Genomic DNA, 17,654 nt, shown 5'->3' on the forward strand with positions numbered 1-17,654 from the left:
GTCATTTTGAAATCTCTCTTAATTTTTATTAGTAAATAAGATGCGTTTTCCCTATGCGTCAGTATGAATAATTTCTTAGTATAGTTAGGTTCTATCGCACTGACGCACCCTACAGTTTGGATATTTTTTTCACTGGAAGTCCCTTACGCCCTAATACGAGATGCGGCTTCACGGGCTGCTTGCACAGCAGGAAGTAATAAACCCCCAACTACATCTTGAAGTTGATCATCACTCAATAGTTCAAGTTGTTTTTCATTGCTGTGTAGTTGTTGTGGATGTGTTGGTTTTTGTTTGTTGTTTTTCATGTTGTTAATTTTTGAGTGTATTTTCTGGGTTTTGATTCCCTTACTTACTCACTAGATAGGTCAGTCAAGATTTTTTTATGCACTATCTGCTTATGACAATGAAGAGGCATTCGCTTGAGCAGGATCACTCATAAATCTGGTAAAATTCAGGACATGATAAAACTCCCTGTCCCATGACAGAAAAAGCCCTACAGGAATTAGCATCAATCCTGAATCCCACCGCCAACCTTCCTCAAGGAGAAACGCCCCTACTAATTGCTGCGGGTGCTGTCGGTAAAGAATTGGGTATAACCATTCGTCCCCCCGCTAAATCCGAAAACCTGAGTGGACTCCATGAAACCCTAGAGGGAATTGCCCGCGCTTCTGGTTTCCGTACTCGTCGCGTCACTCTTACCGCTAACTGGTGGAAAAATGATTGTGGTTCTTTAGTTGTTTTTACTCAAGAAAACAACCGACCTGTTGCCCTACTAAAAGTCAAAGCCACTCGGTATGAGATACTTGACCCTATAGAGTTGACACGCACTCCCATCAACCGCCAAACTGCTGCTAAACTAGCCCCTCAAGCCTATACCTTTTATCGTCCTTTACCGGACAAAGAAATTACTCTACTGGACATTCTGCAATTTATTCTGAAAGTGAGTACCGCAGACTTACTAAAAATTCTCTCGGTGGGAATAGTTGCAACTTTGTTTACAATGTTTACGCCGCAAATTACGGGCATTATTATCGACTATGCTATTCCCGATGCGAACCGTAAATTATTAATCCAGATGGGTTTGGGATTGTTATCAGCTAGTTTTGGGGTGGTAATATTTCAATTGGCTCAAGCTTTTGCCCTCCTCAGATTACAAACTAAAGTCAGTTATGATACCCAAGCGGCTGTTTGGGACAGACTTCTGAAACTCAAACCTGCTTTTTTTCGCGAGTATTCCACAGGGGATTTATATAATCGCGTCTCTGCTATTACTCAAATTCGCAACAGACTTAGCGGTGCAATTCTGCGAATTATATTTACTAGTGTATTCTCATTGTTAAATCTGGGGCTATTGCTATTTTATAGTTTGCCTCTGGCATTAGTGGCGATCGCGATCGCGCTGCTAATATTTCTAGTTACTACTATCATTAGTCTCATCACTCGCCGCAAATCCCGTCCCCTCCAGCAACTTGCAGGGGAAATTCTGGGACTAACAGTGCAGTTAATCGGTGGAGTATCTAAACTACGAGTTGCGGCGGCTGAATCAGAAGCGTTTGCTTGCTGGGCGAAAAAATATACTCAGCAGGTAAAACTGATGTTGAGTACCCAATACATTGAAGATGTGCTGACTGTCTTTAATATTACAATGCCGACAGTAAGTTCAATTCTAGTGTTTACTTTAGCTGTTTCCTTAATTAGCCAGTCCGATGGGGAAACGCAATTATCTACCGGCACATTTCTGGCATTTAATATTGCCTTTGCGACATTTATCACTAGCGCAACGAGATTAAGCAACACCGCCGTAGATATTTTAGATATCACGATTTTATGGGAACGCGCTCAACCCATTTTAAAAACAAAACCAGAAGTAGATGTTAATAAATTTCATCCGGGAAAGCTTTCCGGTCAACTGAAATTCAACCAAGTTAGTTTTCGTTACCGTCCAGATAGTCCTTTAATTTTAGACAATATCACCCTAGAAGCCAAAGCCGGAGAATTTATTGCTATTGTCGGGCCATCGGGAAGTGGAAAGTCCACTATTCTCCGGTTGTTGTTAGGATTTGAAACCCCAGAGGCAGGAACAATATCCTATGATGGCAGAGATTTGTCAGGATTGGATATTGCCGCAGTCCGGCGACAATTGGGGGTAGTGCTGCAAAATGGGCGAATTATGAGCGGCTCGATTTGGGAAAATATTGCCGGGGGTGCAATTGTTACTCAAGAGGAAGCTTGGACAGCTTTGCAGATGGCTGGATTAGCGGATGATGTGGAAGCAATGCCGATGGGGATACATACTATTATTTCCGAAGGAGGCGGCAATCTTTCAGGAGGACAAAAACAGAGATTATTTATCGCCCGTGCGTTGGTACATAAACCGCAGATTTTACTGTTTGATGAGGCAACATCTGCGTTAGATAATCATACTCAGGCGATCGTGACTCAAAGTTTAGAACAATTGGGAGTTACTCGTGTTGTCATTGCTCATCGTTTAAGTACGATTCGTCATGCAGATGTAATTTATGTGCTGCAAGCTGGGAAGATTATCCAGCAGGGAAGTTTTGAGGAATTGGCTGCCGTTGAGGGGTTATTTGCTGATTTGATGGCGCGACAAATGACCAAATAATTAGCCGCGATTAGCAATTCCTGATATAAGGGAAGCGGATAATAAGTACATAAAATATTTTGACAGTCGTATGTAGTGAGTGAGGGGATTAAAACCCGGAACATACACTCAATACCATCCCAGAAAAAATGAAAAACACCAAAAATAAAGAGTCAAAACTCTCTCAATTAAGTCCACAGTCCAAACTCCTCCCAGCAGAATTGGCAACAGCAGTAGGGGGTGTGGCTTTACCCAGGGTTATTTTTGTACCTAGCACTAAAGGTTGACTAGTATTGTGTCAAGTTAGTTTTGACGGTTCGTAGTAAGGACTTTAGTCCTGATTTTTTTAAGGACTAAAGTCCTTACTACAAACTTGCCTATCCATCAATTCAAATTTGATGACCTACTAGGTAATCAAAACTGAACGATTAAATACTGTCATTACGAAAGTAGCAATAGTGGGGTGAAGTAATTGCAGAGTTATTGCGATTGCTTCGTTTCACTCGTAATGACATATCGTAAGTCATGAAGCAGACTTGATATAAGTAGCATTCGTGCTAGAACAGATGCTCAACCGAATACATCTTCGCTGTAAAAAGCGGATAGTGCATAAAACATTTTGACTATCGTATGTAGTGAGTGAGGGAATTCAAACCTCAGAACATACACTCAATCCCATCTCAGAAAAAAATGAAAAACAACAAGAAAAACATTAACAATAAAGAGTCTAGATTCTCTCAATTAAATCCAGAGTCCAAACTCCTCCCAGCAGAATTGGCAATAATTGCAGGAGGGATGGAGAGTTTTAGTTTGAACTTCACTGAAATCAAGGTTGAATATCGATATTGACTACTGATGACTATATGTTGCCGTACCCCACTGCTCAAGGGTAACTTAACCACAGACTATGCCAAAATTTCATACACTCAAAGATTCAAAAAATGAAAGAAACGAACATGAATAATCATAAATTTGTGCTACCTAATTTGAGAGAATCTGATGTAATTTCTACATCCGAAGTAGATTGTGAATCATCGGTAGCAAAAGATGCGAATACTCTGATTAAACTGAATATGAAAGACCTTTTAGACGTGTGTGGGGGTCAAGGGACGCACCAGGGTCGTCGTAGTTCAGGTGGATATGTTCCAACGTAGAACTACCTTATACTAAGTTGCGTTCACGCAGAATATTCCTATTCTCTACTCCGAACTCCCAGCCCAATTTACTATATTGACTATTCCGTTTAATCAGTACAATACTGGTACACGCTTCCATACTATTTTCTATCTGAAAATATAGTATGGAGGCTAATTTCATTCCCGATATGGCTCTGGTGTGGATCTCTAGCCCAAAAATAGATGAATGTCTGAAAAAAAACGCACTATTTTCCGTCAACAAGCACTCGATCGCCTATCTTCTCCAGAACGGTTGGATCATTTGATGCAAGTTGTCAACCCTAAAGATTGGTTATCTTTGGGCGGATTGGCTGTTTTTGGGGTTTTAGGTGTACTCTGGAGCGTGTTTGGTAATATTCCCATCACAGTCACAGGTAAGGGAGTGCTAATCAATCCCCGGAAGGTTGTACAGTTTCAGTCTCCCATATCGGGACAGGTGCGATCGCTAAATGTTAAAAACGGACAATGTGTAGCCAAGGATGATATTCTCGCCACTATCGATCCCTCCCAACAAAAACAGCAATTACAGCAACAACGGGATAAACTAACGCAATTACAACGACAAGTCCAAGAAACTACTTTACTACGACAACAACGAACCCAGTTAGAAACAGGAACAATTACTGCTGAACGAACAAGTTTAACACAACGGTTGCAAGATAACCAAAAATTAGCTCCTCGCCTCCAAGATGAAGGGTTAAATAGCATTTCTCAACAGCGTCTTAGTCTCCAAGAACGTCTCAAAGATGTAGAAGAATTAACGCCTGTACTCCAAAAAAGAGTGGAAAAACAACGGGAATTACAAAAGCAAGGAGCAATTTCCGAAGAACAAGTTTTACAAGCAGAACAAGAATATCGCCAAACTCGTCAGAACATATCAGAGATTAAAGCACAGTTACAGCAATTACGAGTTCAAGAAACAGAACAACAGCAGAAATATTTAGAAAATAACAACAATATTACCCAAATTAACGCTGAGTTAGAAAAATTAAATACCCGTAGCAAACAACTAGAACAGAATAATCTAGAAGCTGTTAATACTGAGAAAAATCAAATTCAGGAATTGCAACAAGCGATCGCTCGCTGGGAACAAGAAGTTGCAGAGAATAGCACCATTAAAAGTCCTCACGCTGGATGTATTGTAGAAATAACCGCCACTGTAGGGCAATATCTCAGTCCTGGAAACCGTTTAGGAACTTTGCAAACATCAGGACAAGCCAGCGAAATGATGAGCGTTGCTTATTTTAGGGTACAAGATGGCAAGCAAATTAAACCAGGAATGCCGATTTTAATTACACCAGATACGGTCAAGCGGGCAAGATTTGGGGGGATTGTCGGGGAAATTAAGCAAGTTTCAGCCTTTCCTGTCACCTCAGAAGGTGCAAGTTCTGTGGTAGGAAACCCAGAATTAGTCCAAAAAGTGATGGATGGGGAAGGAGGGAAAATAGAAGCGATCGCGCAATTAAAACTTGACCCCAAGACCTTTAGCGGTTACAAGTGGTCATCTTCTAATGGGCCAAAGTTGGCAATTTCGCCAGGAACAACCACTACTGTCAGAGTAACAGTAGAAGAGCGATCGCCGATTACTTTTGTTTTGCCCATTTTGAAAGAATGGAGTGGGATAGAAAATCTTTGATTGCTTGCCCATCAAGAGTCAAATCTCCAGAACCTTGTCCGAATCCATCTAAAATAATATTTAAAGACTGTTGTTCTCACCTAAATGAATCCCCAAACACGCGCCAATTCTCCAGATATTTACTCGCTTTTGAGTCAAACTCAACGCTTGCAAGTTAGCGATGGAGAGATTAAACCCGTTTTAGATGGTTGCTCGAATACTTCAAAGTTGCTTGTACTTATTTGGTCGCAGTTGGGAGATTTTGATAATTTGGAATACGCTTGGTGGCTACAAAGAGAAAAAGAAAAAATCGCAGCAAAAGGAATCACAATTCGTGCTATTGGAATTGGAAACCGCAATTCTGGGATCAAGTTTTGTCAATACACGGGATTTCCTCAAGAATGGTTATTTGTGGATACAAAAGCGGAAATACACGCTTTATTAGGTCTTTATCGCGGTTTGTCTCTACAATTCCCCATGCTATCAACATCACAAAAAGCTTGGCTGAATTTAATGCTAATGTGTGCGGGGATTGGTAGTCCCGGAACTCTGAAAGAAGTTTTTCGGGGCTATAAGGGTGATAAGAAAGCTCCTCAGTTAATTGCTGATGAGGAAGTTGTCAGGGGTACGCCTTTACCACCAATGAAAGGTTCGTTTTTCAAAGCTGCTGGAGGAAAAGGCTTTCAACGTCCTTTTGAATTAGCAACCCTGCGCTTGCGGAATATGACCGAAGTTTTGCGCAACTGGAATATTTATGTCCCAGATTCATCTTATTTGACACAACGGGGAGGAACTTTTCTATTTGATTCTCAAGGAAAATTAATTTATGAACATCGCGATCGCGGTATTCTTGATTTTGCCGAAAATATGAGCAATCCCTTATCTTTTTTGTATAACTAATTCATATCATTGGAAAAATGAGTACGGACTGCAACGAACCTTAACGGGTGACAAGATGGCTAAACAGCTTGTCACCCGTTAAGGGTTTAGGGAGTAGGGTATTGAGGTAAAATCTGCCCCCTTGCTCCCTATACCCTGCACAAGAGCCTTCAACCAGTCACAAGAGTGTCATAATCTGGCTTCTGGCAAGTATTAGGCTCAGTTACATTTTCTACAGAACTATTGTCAAGCATTGAAAATAATGAAGACAACAAACCAACAGCGTAATCCTGTATTGTTTGTGCATGGCATTACCGATACAGAAGCAGTCTTTGATGAAATGGCTGTTTTTTTAGGAAAACAGGGTTGGCCTGTGTATTCACTAGATTTAGTCCCAAACAATGGTGAAGTAGGTCTGGATGTATTGGCACAGCAACTAGCTAACTACATTGCGAGAAACTTTGCACCAGAACAAACCTTGGATGTAATAGGCTTCAGCATGGGCGGAATTGTTAGCCGTTACTATATCCAACGCTTGGGAGGAATTAACCGTGTGCAACGGTTTATTACGATTTCTTCACCGCATCATGGAACTGTTGTCGCCTATGCCTCCCGCAATCCTGGATGCTTACAAATGCGTCCTAACAGTGAATTTCTTAAAGATTTAAATGCTGATGCAGTGATGTTACAGCAGTTGAGTTTTACTTCTATTTGGACAACTTATGATTTGATGATCATTCCGGCAAATAGTTCTCAAATGCCCATAGGTAAAGAAGTAATTATCCCAGTAGCATTGCATTCATGGATGCTTACAGACTCTCGGTGCATCACCGCAGTAGCAAGAGTATTAGCAGAACCAATTAAGCCCTATCACCAATTTGAGTATATTCATAGCTCCCAAAAATTGCCTCTGGGTGGCGATAATATTTAAATTCCATTAAATTGTTAAACGGATCTTCTAAAAAGAAAGTGCAATGTTCTAGGGTAGAACTGACAAAGCGATTTTTGGGTTCTTCACGAAATAAAAGCTGTTTTTGTTGCGCCTTCTGTAATAGTTCTTCCCAGTCTGTTTCTTGGGTAAAAATTAAACCAAAGTGCCGGGGATAAATAGTGCGTTGACGCATTAAAGATTCTTTGGTCAGATGGGCTACTAATTGATGACCATAAAGATTAAGAATGAGGGCTTGGGGGTTTTCACGACCGGGTATACAGCCTAATCCATCAACATAATATGCTTTTGCCTGAGTAAGATCAGTCACAGGGAAAGCGAGATGAAATATAGTTTGGTTCATAGTGTTAATTGAGAATTGGGTATTAGTGGTTTGTAGTAAGCACTTTAGTGCTTAGAGGTTATTTGTAAAGTGCTTGGCTATTTTTTTAGAAAATAAGGACTAAAGTCCTTACTACGAACGTAGCTAAAATACCGTTTTTAATGAACTCAGATTATATCCTGGTAATTAATGCCATTGTCTTAATCATAGTCAGGGATAACTTTTTTGCTATTTTGCCTGTTTATTTCTCCTTTAACCTGTAAAGAAAATATAAACTATGCACTTTGCGGATGGGGAGGTCAAGCAACAAAAATTTCCAGCCAGATATACAGCTTGTTTTACTTCTGACTCCTGAATTTTGAGTCGTGAATTCTGCTGTTAGCTCTAAAATTCGCTATTCTGGTTGATATCCGGGCAACACTACACATGGTTCATTGCTGATGTTCTCATTTATTAGCTCTGCCAATCCTTGGTTAGTAGGAGTAGGACTAAACGCCATTTTGTTGAGTTTAGTTTGGTTTGCTCCCAAAAAGCTGCTGACCCCTGCGGGAGTATTTCACGCTTGGTTACTGGGCGTATTGATTTGGGGAACTATAGGCTGGCAAGGATATGTAGTAGTGATGTTTTATTTTTTAGTGGGTTCTGGTGTGACGCGCATCGGCCTAGCGCAAAAAGAGGCAGAAGGTATTGCCGAAAAACGTTCAGGTGCGAGAGGCCCGGAAAACGTTTGGGGTTCTGCCTTGACTGCGGCATTGTGCGCTATAGGATTCGGACTAATTAATACTGGACTAATTTTACCTAATTCCCAGTCCCTAATCCCCAATCCCCAATCCCTCCTCTTGTTGGGCTATGTGGCGAGTTTTAGTACAAAGTTGTCTGACACCTGTGCTAGTGAAGTTGGTAAAGCCTACGGTAAACGGACTTTTTTAATTACTACACTGCAACCAGTAGCGAGAGGGACAGAAGGGGCTGTGAGTTTAGAGGGGACTTTAGCGGGTGTAGTGGCTTCAATTGCGATCGCTATTTTAGGTTGGGGTGTGAGTTTAGTTTCACCGATGGGTATACTGTGGTGTGTCTTAGCAGCATTCGTTGCCACAAATTTAGAAAGTGTCATTGGTGCAACCCTGCAAGCTAAATACACTTGGCTGACAAATGAAGTCGTTAATATTGTTAACACTTTAATTGGCGCGATCGCAGCTATGCTATTCGCTTTTATCTGGGCAAGTGTGATTTAGGTAGGGGTAGAGGGCAGGAGTCCAGAATCGTTGACTCATTACTCAGCACTTTTAGTAGCATTTACCTAATTATTCTTAGACTCAATAACTCTAATTAATTGAGAGTCGCTTTTGGCTACACGCCTAAAGTTGACAATTTTGTGTATTTGCAACGAAGTAAAGCCTAAAAGTTTTGCCCAATCTCTATTTCCCAATCTTCATTCTTGCCATTACTTATTTTAGTTTATAAACTTTTAGCTATTTCACCAGGTGACTTCATGGAAACTTTATCGTTTTTGAGCATTGACGAACAGGCAATTTCTGTAGAACAAACAGTAAAATATCTGCAAACATCAGGGAAATTGTCTCAGTTTATTAGTGATGTGCTTCGTCAGTATGTAATTGAGCAAGAAATCAGCACGCGGGAGGATATAGAAATCAATTCAGCCCTGTCAGAACAGAGTGTTATTGATTTTCGACTGAAAAATCAACTAGCTGATCCTCAAGTTTTTCAGGAATGGTTGAGGAGAAATGGTACTGATTACAATACATTCCACGCCGCAATTACTTTCAACTTCAAATTAGAAAAATTAAAAGCTTTAGTGACAGAAGCAAAAATCTCTGAATACTTTATTGAACGGAAAATTTTTCTAGACCGCGTGGTACTCTCGCGGATTGTGGTGGATAGTGGAGAACTGGCAGAAGAGTTACAACTACAAATCACCGAAGGAGGTAGTTTTGAGCAATTAGCCAAGGAGTATTCCCAAGCAGACGATCGCATTGTCAACGGTATGATGGGGCCAATTAGCCGAGGCACAATGCCAGATGTATTAAGGGCTGCTATTGATGCCGCCAACCCTGGACAAGTAGTAGGCCCTATAGAACTTGATGGACGCTTTGGGTTGTTTCGCATAGAACAATTATTACCCGCGTCTTTAGATGATACGCAATTAACACAAGCACTACAAAACGAATTATTTGAACAATGGCTAGCGGAGAAAATTCAAAAGCTGACAGTCAAATTACAGATGAGTTAAAACTTCAAGATGATGAATCTCTAAGACAATACGTGCTAGCTACTATACCTTGGAATCAACCACCTCTGGATTTGCTCAATCCTGACCAAAAATCCCAATTAGAACAACGTTTAGAAACCCGTCGCTATCGACTGGGAGAGAAAATTTGGTCAAGCGAATTAGGCGGCTACCAGTTTTTAATTATTGCTGGTAAAGTCCGCCTGCGGGAAGAAGATACAGGTACACCTTTAGTAGCCTTAGAGGTGGGGGATTGGTTCGGCGATTTACAAAAAATCCCAGGGGATTATAAAGCTGTAGCGGCGACTAAAGAGGTAGTCGTAGCTTGTTGGGATACAAAACTGTGGGCAGAAATATCTAACCCAGAAATAGAAGATTATTGGTTAGGTGTCGCCCAACCAGAGAACCCAGTCATTGCGTCCGAAGTACAAGTATTCCAGCCCATTACACCAGAACCAACTCCAACACCTACACCTACACCGACAGCCCAAAATTATCCTTTTGTTACTAGTGGGAATACAGCAGCTGCTTGTTTAACAATGGCCGCCCAACAGTTAAATAATCCCGTGAAACTGGAATGGGTGCAACGCCAACTGCGGGGACAGAATGCCAAACAAGTTGTCGAAGCCGGAGAAAAATTAGGGTTAGTGCTGCGGCGGGTGCAAGTTAGTTGGAGTGAGTTACGACAGTTGTCATTTCCAGCTTTACTCCAATGGGAATCGCAGTCATGGGTAATAGCTTATGGTGTGAAAGGCGATCGCTTAATTATCGCTAATCCCCTCCATCCTGATAGTATTTGTGAGAGCCTGCCGCAATCAGTGGTTGAGCAAGTCTGGGATGGACGGTTGTGGCAAGTAGAACTGATATCCCAGCAAGAAACATTTAATCTGAGTTGGTTTACTCCAGCCGTTTGGAAATATCGGAAACTTTTAGGAGAAGTCTTACTAGCTTCTTTTACCTTGCAGTTATTGGGGTTGGGGACACCACTAATTACCCAGGTGGTGATTGATAAAGTCATGGTACAGGAGAGTTTACCCACTCTTGATGTCATGGCGATCGCACTGTTATTTATTGCATTATTTGAGTCTATACTCGGTATTCTGAGGCTATTTATCTTTACTCACACAGCCAGACGCTTAGACTTAAGTTTATCAGGACAGTTATTTCGTCATCTCATGCGCTTGCCCTTGGCTTATTTTGAGTCTAGGCGCGTTGGGGATACCGTCGCCAGGGTGCAAGAACTGGAACAAATCCGCCAGTTTCTTACCGGTACAGCATTAACGGTAATTTTAGATAGCATCTTTGCTGTTGTCTATTTGGTGTTGATGTTCTACTACAACATCCCTCTCACCTTTGTAGCGTTAGCAGTTTTACCACTGTTTGCCACCTTGACGATAGTTGCAACACCGATTTTGCGTAACTGGTTAAACGAAACCTTTAACCGCAGTGCTGATAGTCAGTCATTTTTAGTAGAAACAATCACGGGTATCCATTCTGTCAAAGCTCATGCAGCCGAATCAGTAGCCCGCGATCGCTGGGAAGGTTTATTTGCTCGTTTTGTCCGTACTGGCTTTAAAGCTTCCACTACTTCTAACATTAGCAGTAATATTGGTGACTTCCTCACTAATTTATCTTCCCTATTAATCCTCTGGGTAGGTGCGAAATTAGTTATTGACCAAAAGCTTACAGTTGGGCAACTTGTAGCCTTTCAAATGCTATCTGGTAGGGTGACAGGGCCACTGTTGCGGTTAGTGCAGTTGTGGCAAAATCTGCAACAAGTTTTACTCTCAGTAGACAGAATTGGGGATATTCTCAACGTCGCCCCAGAAGCGGAAATGGGGACAGGTTTAGTCTTACCACCCCTGAAAGGAGAAGTTAGCTTTGAACAGGTATTTTTCCGTTATAAAGCTAACACTGAGCCTGTTTTGCGCGGCATTTCTTTTAATGTTGAACCAGGGCAATTTGTCGGGATTGTCGGACGCAGTGGTTCTGGTAAAAGTACCCTGTCTAAACTCTTACAAAGACTCTATCAAATAGAATCAGGACGCATTCTGATTGATGGTTTTGATATTAAGAGTGCTGATTTATCGTCACTGCGGCAACAAATTGGTGTAGTTCTTCAAGAAGACTTTTTATTTAATGGTACTATCTTGGAAAATATTACCCTAGGCAATCCCAATATTACCGCCGAACAAGTAGTAGAAGCGGCAAGAATGGCGGTAGCCCATGACTTTATCAGTCAATTACCCTATGGTTATGAAAATAATGTTGGGGAACGGGGTACAGCCTTATCTGGAGGACAAAGACAACGCATTGCTTTGGCGAGGTTGTTTCTCTCGGAAGCACCAATTTTAGTATTAGATGAAGCTACCAGTGCTTTAGATAGTGAAACTGAGCAACAGGTACTACAAAATCTGCAAAAGATATCCGCTAACCGGACTGTATTTTTGATTGCTCACCGCTTTGCACCTCTCAAACGAGCAGATCAAATTTTAGTGTTAGAGCGAGGGGTGATTGCTGAACGTGGTACTCATCCACAATTATTGCAGCAAAAGGGTTTGTACTGGTCACTGTATCAGCGTCAGCAAGCGAATGTGTAAGAAGTTGTTGGAAATCAAATTAGTTGAGTGCATCTATCCCGCCTCGGAATTAATGCCGAGTCTCAATACTTCTCGGTTAGAAAACTTAAAATGATTTTACTCACGAAGTTCTCAGGTTTTTAGCCATGTTACCCTCCACTAATTTTGGCAATAAATAAGCTTAACCGAGAGGTATTGTGCCGAGTCTAATAGCGCAAGTCCTCTAAAAGAGGGCTAAAAGAAAAACTCTATCTAGTCCACTATAAGTGGACTTTTGCTATTAGCCTAGAACTTAAGTTCTAGGCGGGATAAGGGTTTATCGTGAAAATGTTGGCCTTGACAAATAAATTATTTTCTTTTTTGGTTGCTTTGATTTACTGTCTGTGGGGCTAAAGTTTTGACTAACCCAGTCATCGCCATAATCACAGTCGCAACTCCCCCCATCAACAAAGAAGTCAAAATTGCGGCTGCGAGGATGATTTCCGTAGGGCTGTAACCGTCGCGCATCCAAGCAGAGGGTTGCTCAATTGTTGGGGAAGATGTGGTAATTAACTGTGAGGTTTGGGTAGATGGCTGAGAGTTGCTAGAAGTTGTTAGAAGAATATTCATGGCGTGAACCTAAGTGCGATTTACTGTTTTAATAGTATTTCTGCCCTTAAAGCCGGAGATTCCTGAGAAATAGAGATGAAGTAGAAGCAAGGTGTAAGATAAGTAGAATCAAGCAAAAATTTTCAGGCTGTGTATGCAATGGGATGAGTTTTTAAGACAAGAAGCTGCCACTCATGAGTTATCCCCAGAGCAAACAGCAGCCTTTTTAGTTCGGTTAAAAGTTGAAAACTCAGATAAAGGTGAAGTAAAAGTAGCAAGCGATATTAATATCGGTGCGGCTGCTTTCAAAAAGCGCATGACTGAGGTGTATGACAAATTTGCTCAGAGTTGTCCTGAGTTAGCCACCTCTAAACGCGGAAAGCTAGAAATATTAAAGGCTTACCTGACAAAAAAATCTAACGGTGTTCCTAATACTCGACCAATAAAAGAAATTCATCATAATATTCCCCTGGCTTTACCTGGGGAAAAGTTTGTCGGACGGGAAACGGAATTGCAAAAACTGCATGAACTATTGCAAAACAATCAACAGGTAGCTATTGCAGCTATTGCGGGGATGGGTGGAGTCGGGAAAACAGAACTCGCTGTGCAGTACGCCAATTCGCACCGCATCACTTATCAAGGCGGGATTTGTTGGTTATCCGCAGTGCAGGATGTGGGGGTGAAATTGGTGGAGTTTGCTCGTGATAAGCTGCAATTAAACATTCCAGACGATTCAGATTTACTTAGGAGAGTGCAGTATTGTCTCTCAAATTGGCGTGAGGGTGAAGTTTTACTGATAATTGATAACGTCACTAACTATCGAGAAGAAGTTAGGTGTTATTTAGAGTCTATTCCTTCGCGGTTTAAGCAGTTAATTACCACACGGGAAAAATTACAGCCGCCAATAGTGCGTTTAGATTTAGATGTGCTGACACCACTAGCAGCGATGCAGTTATTAAAATCTATAGTTGGTGAGGAACGACTGCGACGTGAACCGTTAGTTGCGAGAAGACTTTGTAAGTGGCTGGGATATTTGCCCTTGGGTTTAGAATTAGTCGGGCGTTATTTGTTAGGTGATGAGGAATTATCCCTAGCGGAAATGCTGCAAGACTTGGAAAATGAGCGTTTAAAGAATCTGGCTTTAGTCGAAGTTCCCCAAGAAATGAAGACTGAATTGGGTGTCGCTGCTGCTTTTGAGTTGAGTTGGCGACGGTTGCGAGAAAATGCCCAACATTTAGGCTGTGTTTTGAGTTTATTTGCTTTAGCTCCCATCCCTTGGGAGTTGGTGGAGGGTGTAACTATAAATAATGAGGCGCAAAATTGGAAAAAAGCCAGGCGTGAGTTGTTACAGTTACATCTACTTCAGTTCAAAGGTGAGGGAGTTTATCAACTACATCCCCTGTTGCGCGAGTTTTTTAAAGATAAACTTGAAGGTTTAGAACAGAAAGAGGAATTTAAGCATTCAGTTTGCAAAGTCATGATAGCAGTTGCTAAATATATTCCTGACACCCCCACACTTGAGCAAATTAAGAATGTCGCCCCAGCAATAGCTCACTTGGCACAAGTAGCAAACAATCTCCTTCAGTATATTAGTGATGATGATTTAATTTGGGCATTCGTTGGCAACGCTTTTTTTTATAATGGTCAAGGACTATATGACAAAGCCGCACCTTGGTATGAGCAGTGTTTAGCAATCACTAAACAACGCTTGGGTGAAGAACATCCATCTGTCGCCACTAGCCTCAACAACCTAGCAACACTCTACGACTCCCAAGGGAAATACAGCGAAGCCGAACCCTTGTACATCCAATCTTTGGCACTGCGGCGCAAACTCCTGGGTGAAGAACATCCAGATGTTGCATTTAGCCTCAACAACCTAGCTGGACTCTACTCCTCCCAAGGTAAATACAGCGAAGCCCAACCCTTGTACATTCAAGCTTTGGTACTGCGGCGCAAACTCATGGGTGAAGAACATCCATCTGTCGCCACTAGCCTCAACAACCTAGCAGCACTCTACAAATCCCAAGGCAGATACAGCGAAGCCCAACCCTTGTATATCCAAGCTTTGGCTCTGCGGCGCAAACTATTGGGTGAAGAACATCCAGATGTCGCCACTAGCCTCAACAACCTAGCTGGACTCTACAACTCCCAAGGGAAATACAGCGAAGCCGAACCCCTGTACATCCAAGCTTTGGCTCTGCGGCGCAAACTATTGGGTGAAGAACATCCAGATGTTGCACTTAGCCTCAACAACCTAGCTGGACTCTACAACTCCCAAGGGAAATACAGCGAAGCCGAACCTTTGTACATCCAAGCTTTGGCTCTGCGGCGCAAACTCCTGGGTGAAAAACATCCAGATGTCGCCCAAAGCCTCCACAACCTAGCAACACTCTACGACTCCCAAGGGAAATACAGCGAAGCCGAACCCTTGTACATCCAATCTTTGGCACTGCGGCGCAAACTCCTGGGTGAAGAACATCCAGATGTTGCATTTAGCCTCAACAACCTAGCTGGACTCTACTCCTCCCAAGGTAAATACAGTGAAGCCGAACCCTTGTACATCCAAGCTTTGGCTCTGTTTCGTAAACTCCTGGGTGAAGAACATCCAAATGTCGCCACTAGCCTCAACAACCTAGCTTATCTCTACAACTCCCAAGGGAAATACAGCCAAGCCAAACCCTTGTACATCCAAGCTTTGGCACTGTCGCGCAAACTATTGGGTGAAGAACATCCAGATGTTGCACTTAGCCTCAACAACCTAGCAACACTCTATAAATTCCAAGGAAAATACAGCGAAGCCGAACCCTTTTACATCCAAGCTTTGGCATTGCGACGTAAACTCCTGGGTGAAGAACATCCATCTGTCGCCAATAGCCTCAACAACCTAGCTCTACTCTACTACTCCCAAGGGAAATACAGCGAAGCCGAATTCTTGTTCATCCAAGCTTTAGATATTTGTGAGCAACGGTTAGGGGTCAATCATCCTAATACTGTGACCGTGGGTAACAATTTAGCATCTTTGCGTCAGCTTTTAAACTCACAGCCAGAATAATCAGGTTCATTCTTGAATACGCGATGCTGGCGGCGATGCTTTTCTACATTCAAACACAAACTTTGATGTTCTCATCTCCAACTTTCGTGTTCTGAACTCGAAGTTTCCTGTTGCAAGTGAGAATGTTCGTGTTCTGAACTCGAAGTTTTATGCTCTGAACTCAAAGTTTCGTGTTTTGAACTCGAAGTTTCATGTTCTAAATTCAAAGTTTCGTGTTTCAAACGAGAACGTTCTTGTTTTGAGGTGAAATGATGGTGTTGTGAAGGCGATGCCTACGGCTGGCTACGCTTACGCTCTACCTTTTGACTCGAAGTTTCCTGTTCATTTTTAGATGATAACAAAAATCAGCGATCGCCTAATACCAATTCATAATGTTCATGCTGCTTGGTAAACTTGCACCCTAACTTTAGGGTGTTTTTTTATGGGTTAAAAAATTGTTTTTGTGTTCTGCAAAGCTTTGAGACTTTCGGTTTGTTGTAAGATTCGTTCACTAATGCGATCGCACGCTAGTCTCAGCAATAATTTAGGATATGTATCTGGCTTACTACTTTTTATACAAAGTCAAGTCAGCATTAAGATTTTTTTCAAGATTACCCATCTGAGAATATTTAATATTTTGATATAGGAAAATGAATATAAGCATTAACAAATATATTTTTGTAAACTTTTGTTTTAATCTTAGCTAGAAAATATCTTGACCTCTGGTATTTTCTAGCTGGATCAATTTATTAGCGATGGCATTTGTCTAATTGCTGGACTTTAACAGTTGAATTTAATAAAAATCGGAGTTTTTCATATGGCTGTTCGGAATAACCTAGTTACTAACTTATGGCAGAAAGTCAGCCAAGATTCAGTTAGTTGGGGTTCTTTGGCTCTTTGGATTAGTAGTTTAATTATACTTTTCTTAATTTTGACAAGATTTTTTCTGCCTGCATCATAAATGGTATTTTTAAATTCCTCTGACCAATTTTTAAATTGCTTTAGAAAACCCAGTATTTGACCGTTCTTGTAGATAAGTATCAAATACAGCCGCGATGTTGCGGATGGTACTTTTAAAAGTATCTAGGGTTTGATAAGGCAACCCATAAATTAAATCAACATTAACACTAGTAAATCCAGCCTTTCGTACCCAATTCATTACCTGAAATAGCATATCTTCCGGCTGAATCCGGTTAACAGCCTGCTGTACCTGAAAATTAAAGTCTTGAATCCCAAAACTGATGCGATTAAAACCCAAATTTTTCAAAGCAAAGAGGTAATCTCTGTCCAAGAACCGGGGATTGACTTCAATAGAAATTGCCGCATCATCATCAAAATCAAAACAATGATTCAAGGTGTACCAGAGAGTCTCAACTTGACGCAGAGATAAATAGTTAGGAGTACCACCACCCCCATGCAATTGTTGAATGGGACGTTGGTGATCAATTAAAGATGCTACCTGCTGAATATCACGACTCGTAATTCAGATAAGGTTCAGCAAGTTTTTTATTTGGGGTAATGATGGTATTGCAACCACAAAAATAACAGGCACTTTCACAAAAGGGAATATGACAATATAGCGATAGTGGCATTTTTTTGTCATTCCCGACAGCGATGAGCGATCGCTGCTTTAAAATCAGTTCAATTGATGGCGCGTGATGAAGCC

Annotated in this window: 14 protein-coding genes and 1 pseudogene; 11 read left to right on the plus strand and 4 right to left on the minus strand. The window is 41.5% G+C overall.

What is annotated here, in order from left to right; all coding sequences use genetic code 11:
• Window positions 1-143: 143 nt before the first annotated feature.
• Window positions 144-305, minus strand: a complete 162-nt coding sequence (locus ACM0OR_RS20965) for a hypothetical protein (RefSeq protein WP_323267456.1) — start codon at window positions 303-305, stop codon at window positions 144-146.
• A gap of 173 nt (window positions 306-478) precedes the next feature.
• On the opposite strand from ACM0OR_RS20965, the gene ACM0OR_RS20970 reads away from it, so the two are divergent.
• From ACM0OR_RS20970 to ACM0OR_RS20995, 6 genes are all read left to right on the plus strand, one after another.
• Window positions 479-2,623: an NHLP bacteriocin export ABC transporter permease/ATPase subunit gene (locus tag ACM0OR_RS20970; RefSeq protein ID WP_414578524.1), complete on the plus strand. Its 2,145-nt coding sequence runs from the start codon at window positions 479-481 to the stop codon at window positions 2,621-2,623.
• Window positions 2,624-2,751: 128 nt separating this feature from the next.
• The gene (locus ACM0OR_RS20975; protein ID WP_414578526.1) at window positions 2,752-2,889 is read left to right on the plus strand and encodes a hypothetical protein; all 138 of its coding nucleotides are present in this window, start codon (window positions 2,752-2,754) and stop codon (window positions 2,887-2,889) included.
• A 654-nt stretch (window positions 2,890-3,543) separates the two neighbouring features.
• Window positions 3,544-3,756: a hypothetical protein gene (locus ACM0OR_RS20980; protein WP_414578527.1), complete on the plus strand. Its 213-nt coding sequence runs from the start codon at window positions 3,544-3,546 to the stop codon at window positions 3,754-3,756.
• A gap of 208 nt (window positions 3,757-3,964) precedes the next feature.
• Window positions 3,965-5,413 (plus strand): NHLP bacteriocin system secretion protein, encoded by a 1,449-nt coding sequence (locus tag ACM0OR_RS20985; RefSeq protein WP_414578529.1) that lies wholly within the window; start codon window positions 3,965-3,967, stop codon window positions 5,411-5,413.
• Between the two features lie 84 nt (window positions 5,414-5,497).
• Window positions 5,498-6,292 carry an AhpC/TSA family protein gene (locus ACM0OR_RS20990; RefSeq protein ID WP_414578530.1) on the plus strand — a complete coding sequence of 265 codons (795 nt, stop codon included), beginning with the start codon at window positions 5,498-5,500 and terminating at the stop codon, window positions 6,290-6,292.
• 241 nt (window positions 6,293-6,533) lie between these two features.
• Window positions 6,534-7,202 (plus strand): esterase/lipase family protein, encoded by a 669-nt coding sequence (locus tag ACM0OR_RS20995; RefSeq protein WP_414578532.1) that lies wholly within the window; start codon window positions 6,534-6,536, stop codon window positions 7,200-7,202.
• Here the strand turns inward: ACM0OR_RS20995 and ACM0OR_RS21000 are convergent.
• Complete coding sequence (locus tag ACM0OR_RS21000) at window positions 7,132-7,563, minus strand: VOC family protein (RefSeq protein ID WP_414578534.1); 432 nt, start codon at window positions 7,561-7,563, stop codon at window positions 7,132-7,134. The two genes, ACM0OR_RS20995 and ACM0OR_RS21000, sit on opposite strands and share 71 nt — an antisense overlap.
• Window positions 7,564-7,982: 419 nt before the next feature.
• Between ACM0OR_RS21000 and ACM0OR_RS21005 the strand changes: the two genes are divergently transcribed.
• From ACM0OR_RS21005 to ACM0OR_RS21015, 3 genes are all read left to right on the plus strand, one after another.
• Window positions 7,983-8,777, plus strand: a complete 795-nt coding sequence (locus ACM0OR_RS21005; RefSeq protein ID WP_414578536.1) for a TIGR00297 family protein — start codon at window positions 7,983-7,985, stop codon at window positions 8,775-8,777.
• Between the two features lie 257 nt (window positions 8,778-9,034).
• Entirely contained in the window at window positions 9,035-9,793 is a 759-nt protein-coding gene (locus tag ACM0OR_RS21010) for a peptidylprolyl isomerase (RefSeq protein ID WP_414578538.1), read from the plus strand.
• Entirely contained in the window at window positions 9,742-12,390 is a 2,649-nt protein-coding gene (locus tag ACM0OR_RS21015; protein ID WP_414578540.1) for a type I secretion system permease/ATPase, read from the plus strand. Before ACM0OR_RS21010 ends, ACM0OR_RS21015 begins: the two co-directional genes overlap by 52 nt.
• Before the next feature lie 327 nt (window positions 12,391-12,717).
• Here the strand turns inward: ACM0OR_RS21015 and ACM0OR_RS21020 are convergent, their stop codons facing one another.
• Entirely contained in the window at window positions 12,718-12,978 is a 261-nt protein-coding gene (locus ACM0OR_RS21020) for a hypothetical protein (RefSeq protein WP_414578542.1), read from the minus strand.
• Window positions 12,979-13,111: 133 nt separating this feature from the next.
• Between ACM0OR_RS21020 and ACM0OR_RS21025 the strand changes: the two genes are divergently transcribed.
• Both ACM0OR_RS21025 and ACM0OR_RS21030 read left to right on the plus strand, forming a co-directional pair.
• Window positions 13,112-16,009: a tetratricopeptide repeat protein gene (locus ACM0OR_RS21025; protein WP_414578543.1), complete on the plus strand. Its 2,898-nt coding sequence runs from the start codon at window positions 13,112-13,114 to the stop codon at window positions 16,007-16,009.
• Between the two features lie 796 nt (window positions 16,010-16,805).
• Window positions 16,806-16,949, plus strand: a complete 144-nt coding sequence (locus ACM0OR_RS21030; protein WP_414578545.1) for a hypothetical protein — start codon at window positions 16,806-16,808, stop codon at window positions 16,947-16,949.
• Window positions 16,950-17,051: 102 nt separating this feature from the next.
• On the opposite strand, the pseudogene ACM0OR_RS21035 reads toward ACM0OR_RS21030, so the two are convergent.
• A pseudogene (locus ACM0OR_RS21035) lies at window positions 17,052-17,613 on the minus strand (radical SAM protein); the annotation flags it as partial.
• Window positions 17,614-17,654: the final 41 nt, after the last annotated feature.

Source organism: Anabaena sp. CCY 9402-a (assembly GCF_963920945.1).
In the GTDB taxonomy this organism is placed as follows: domain Bacteria; phylum Cyanobacteriota; class Cyanobacteriia; order Cyanobacteriales; family Nostocaceae; genus Trichormus; species Trichormus minutissimus.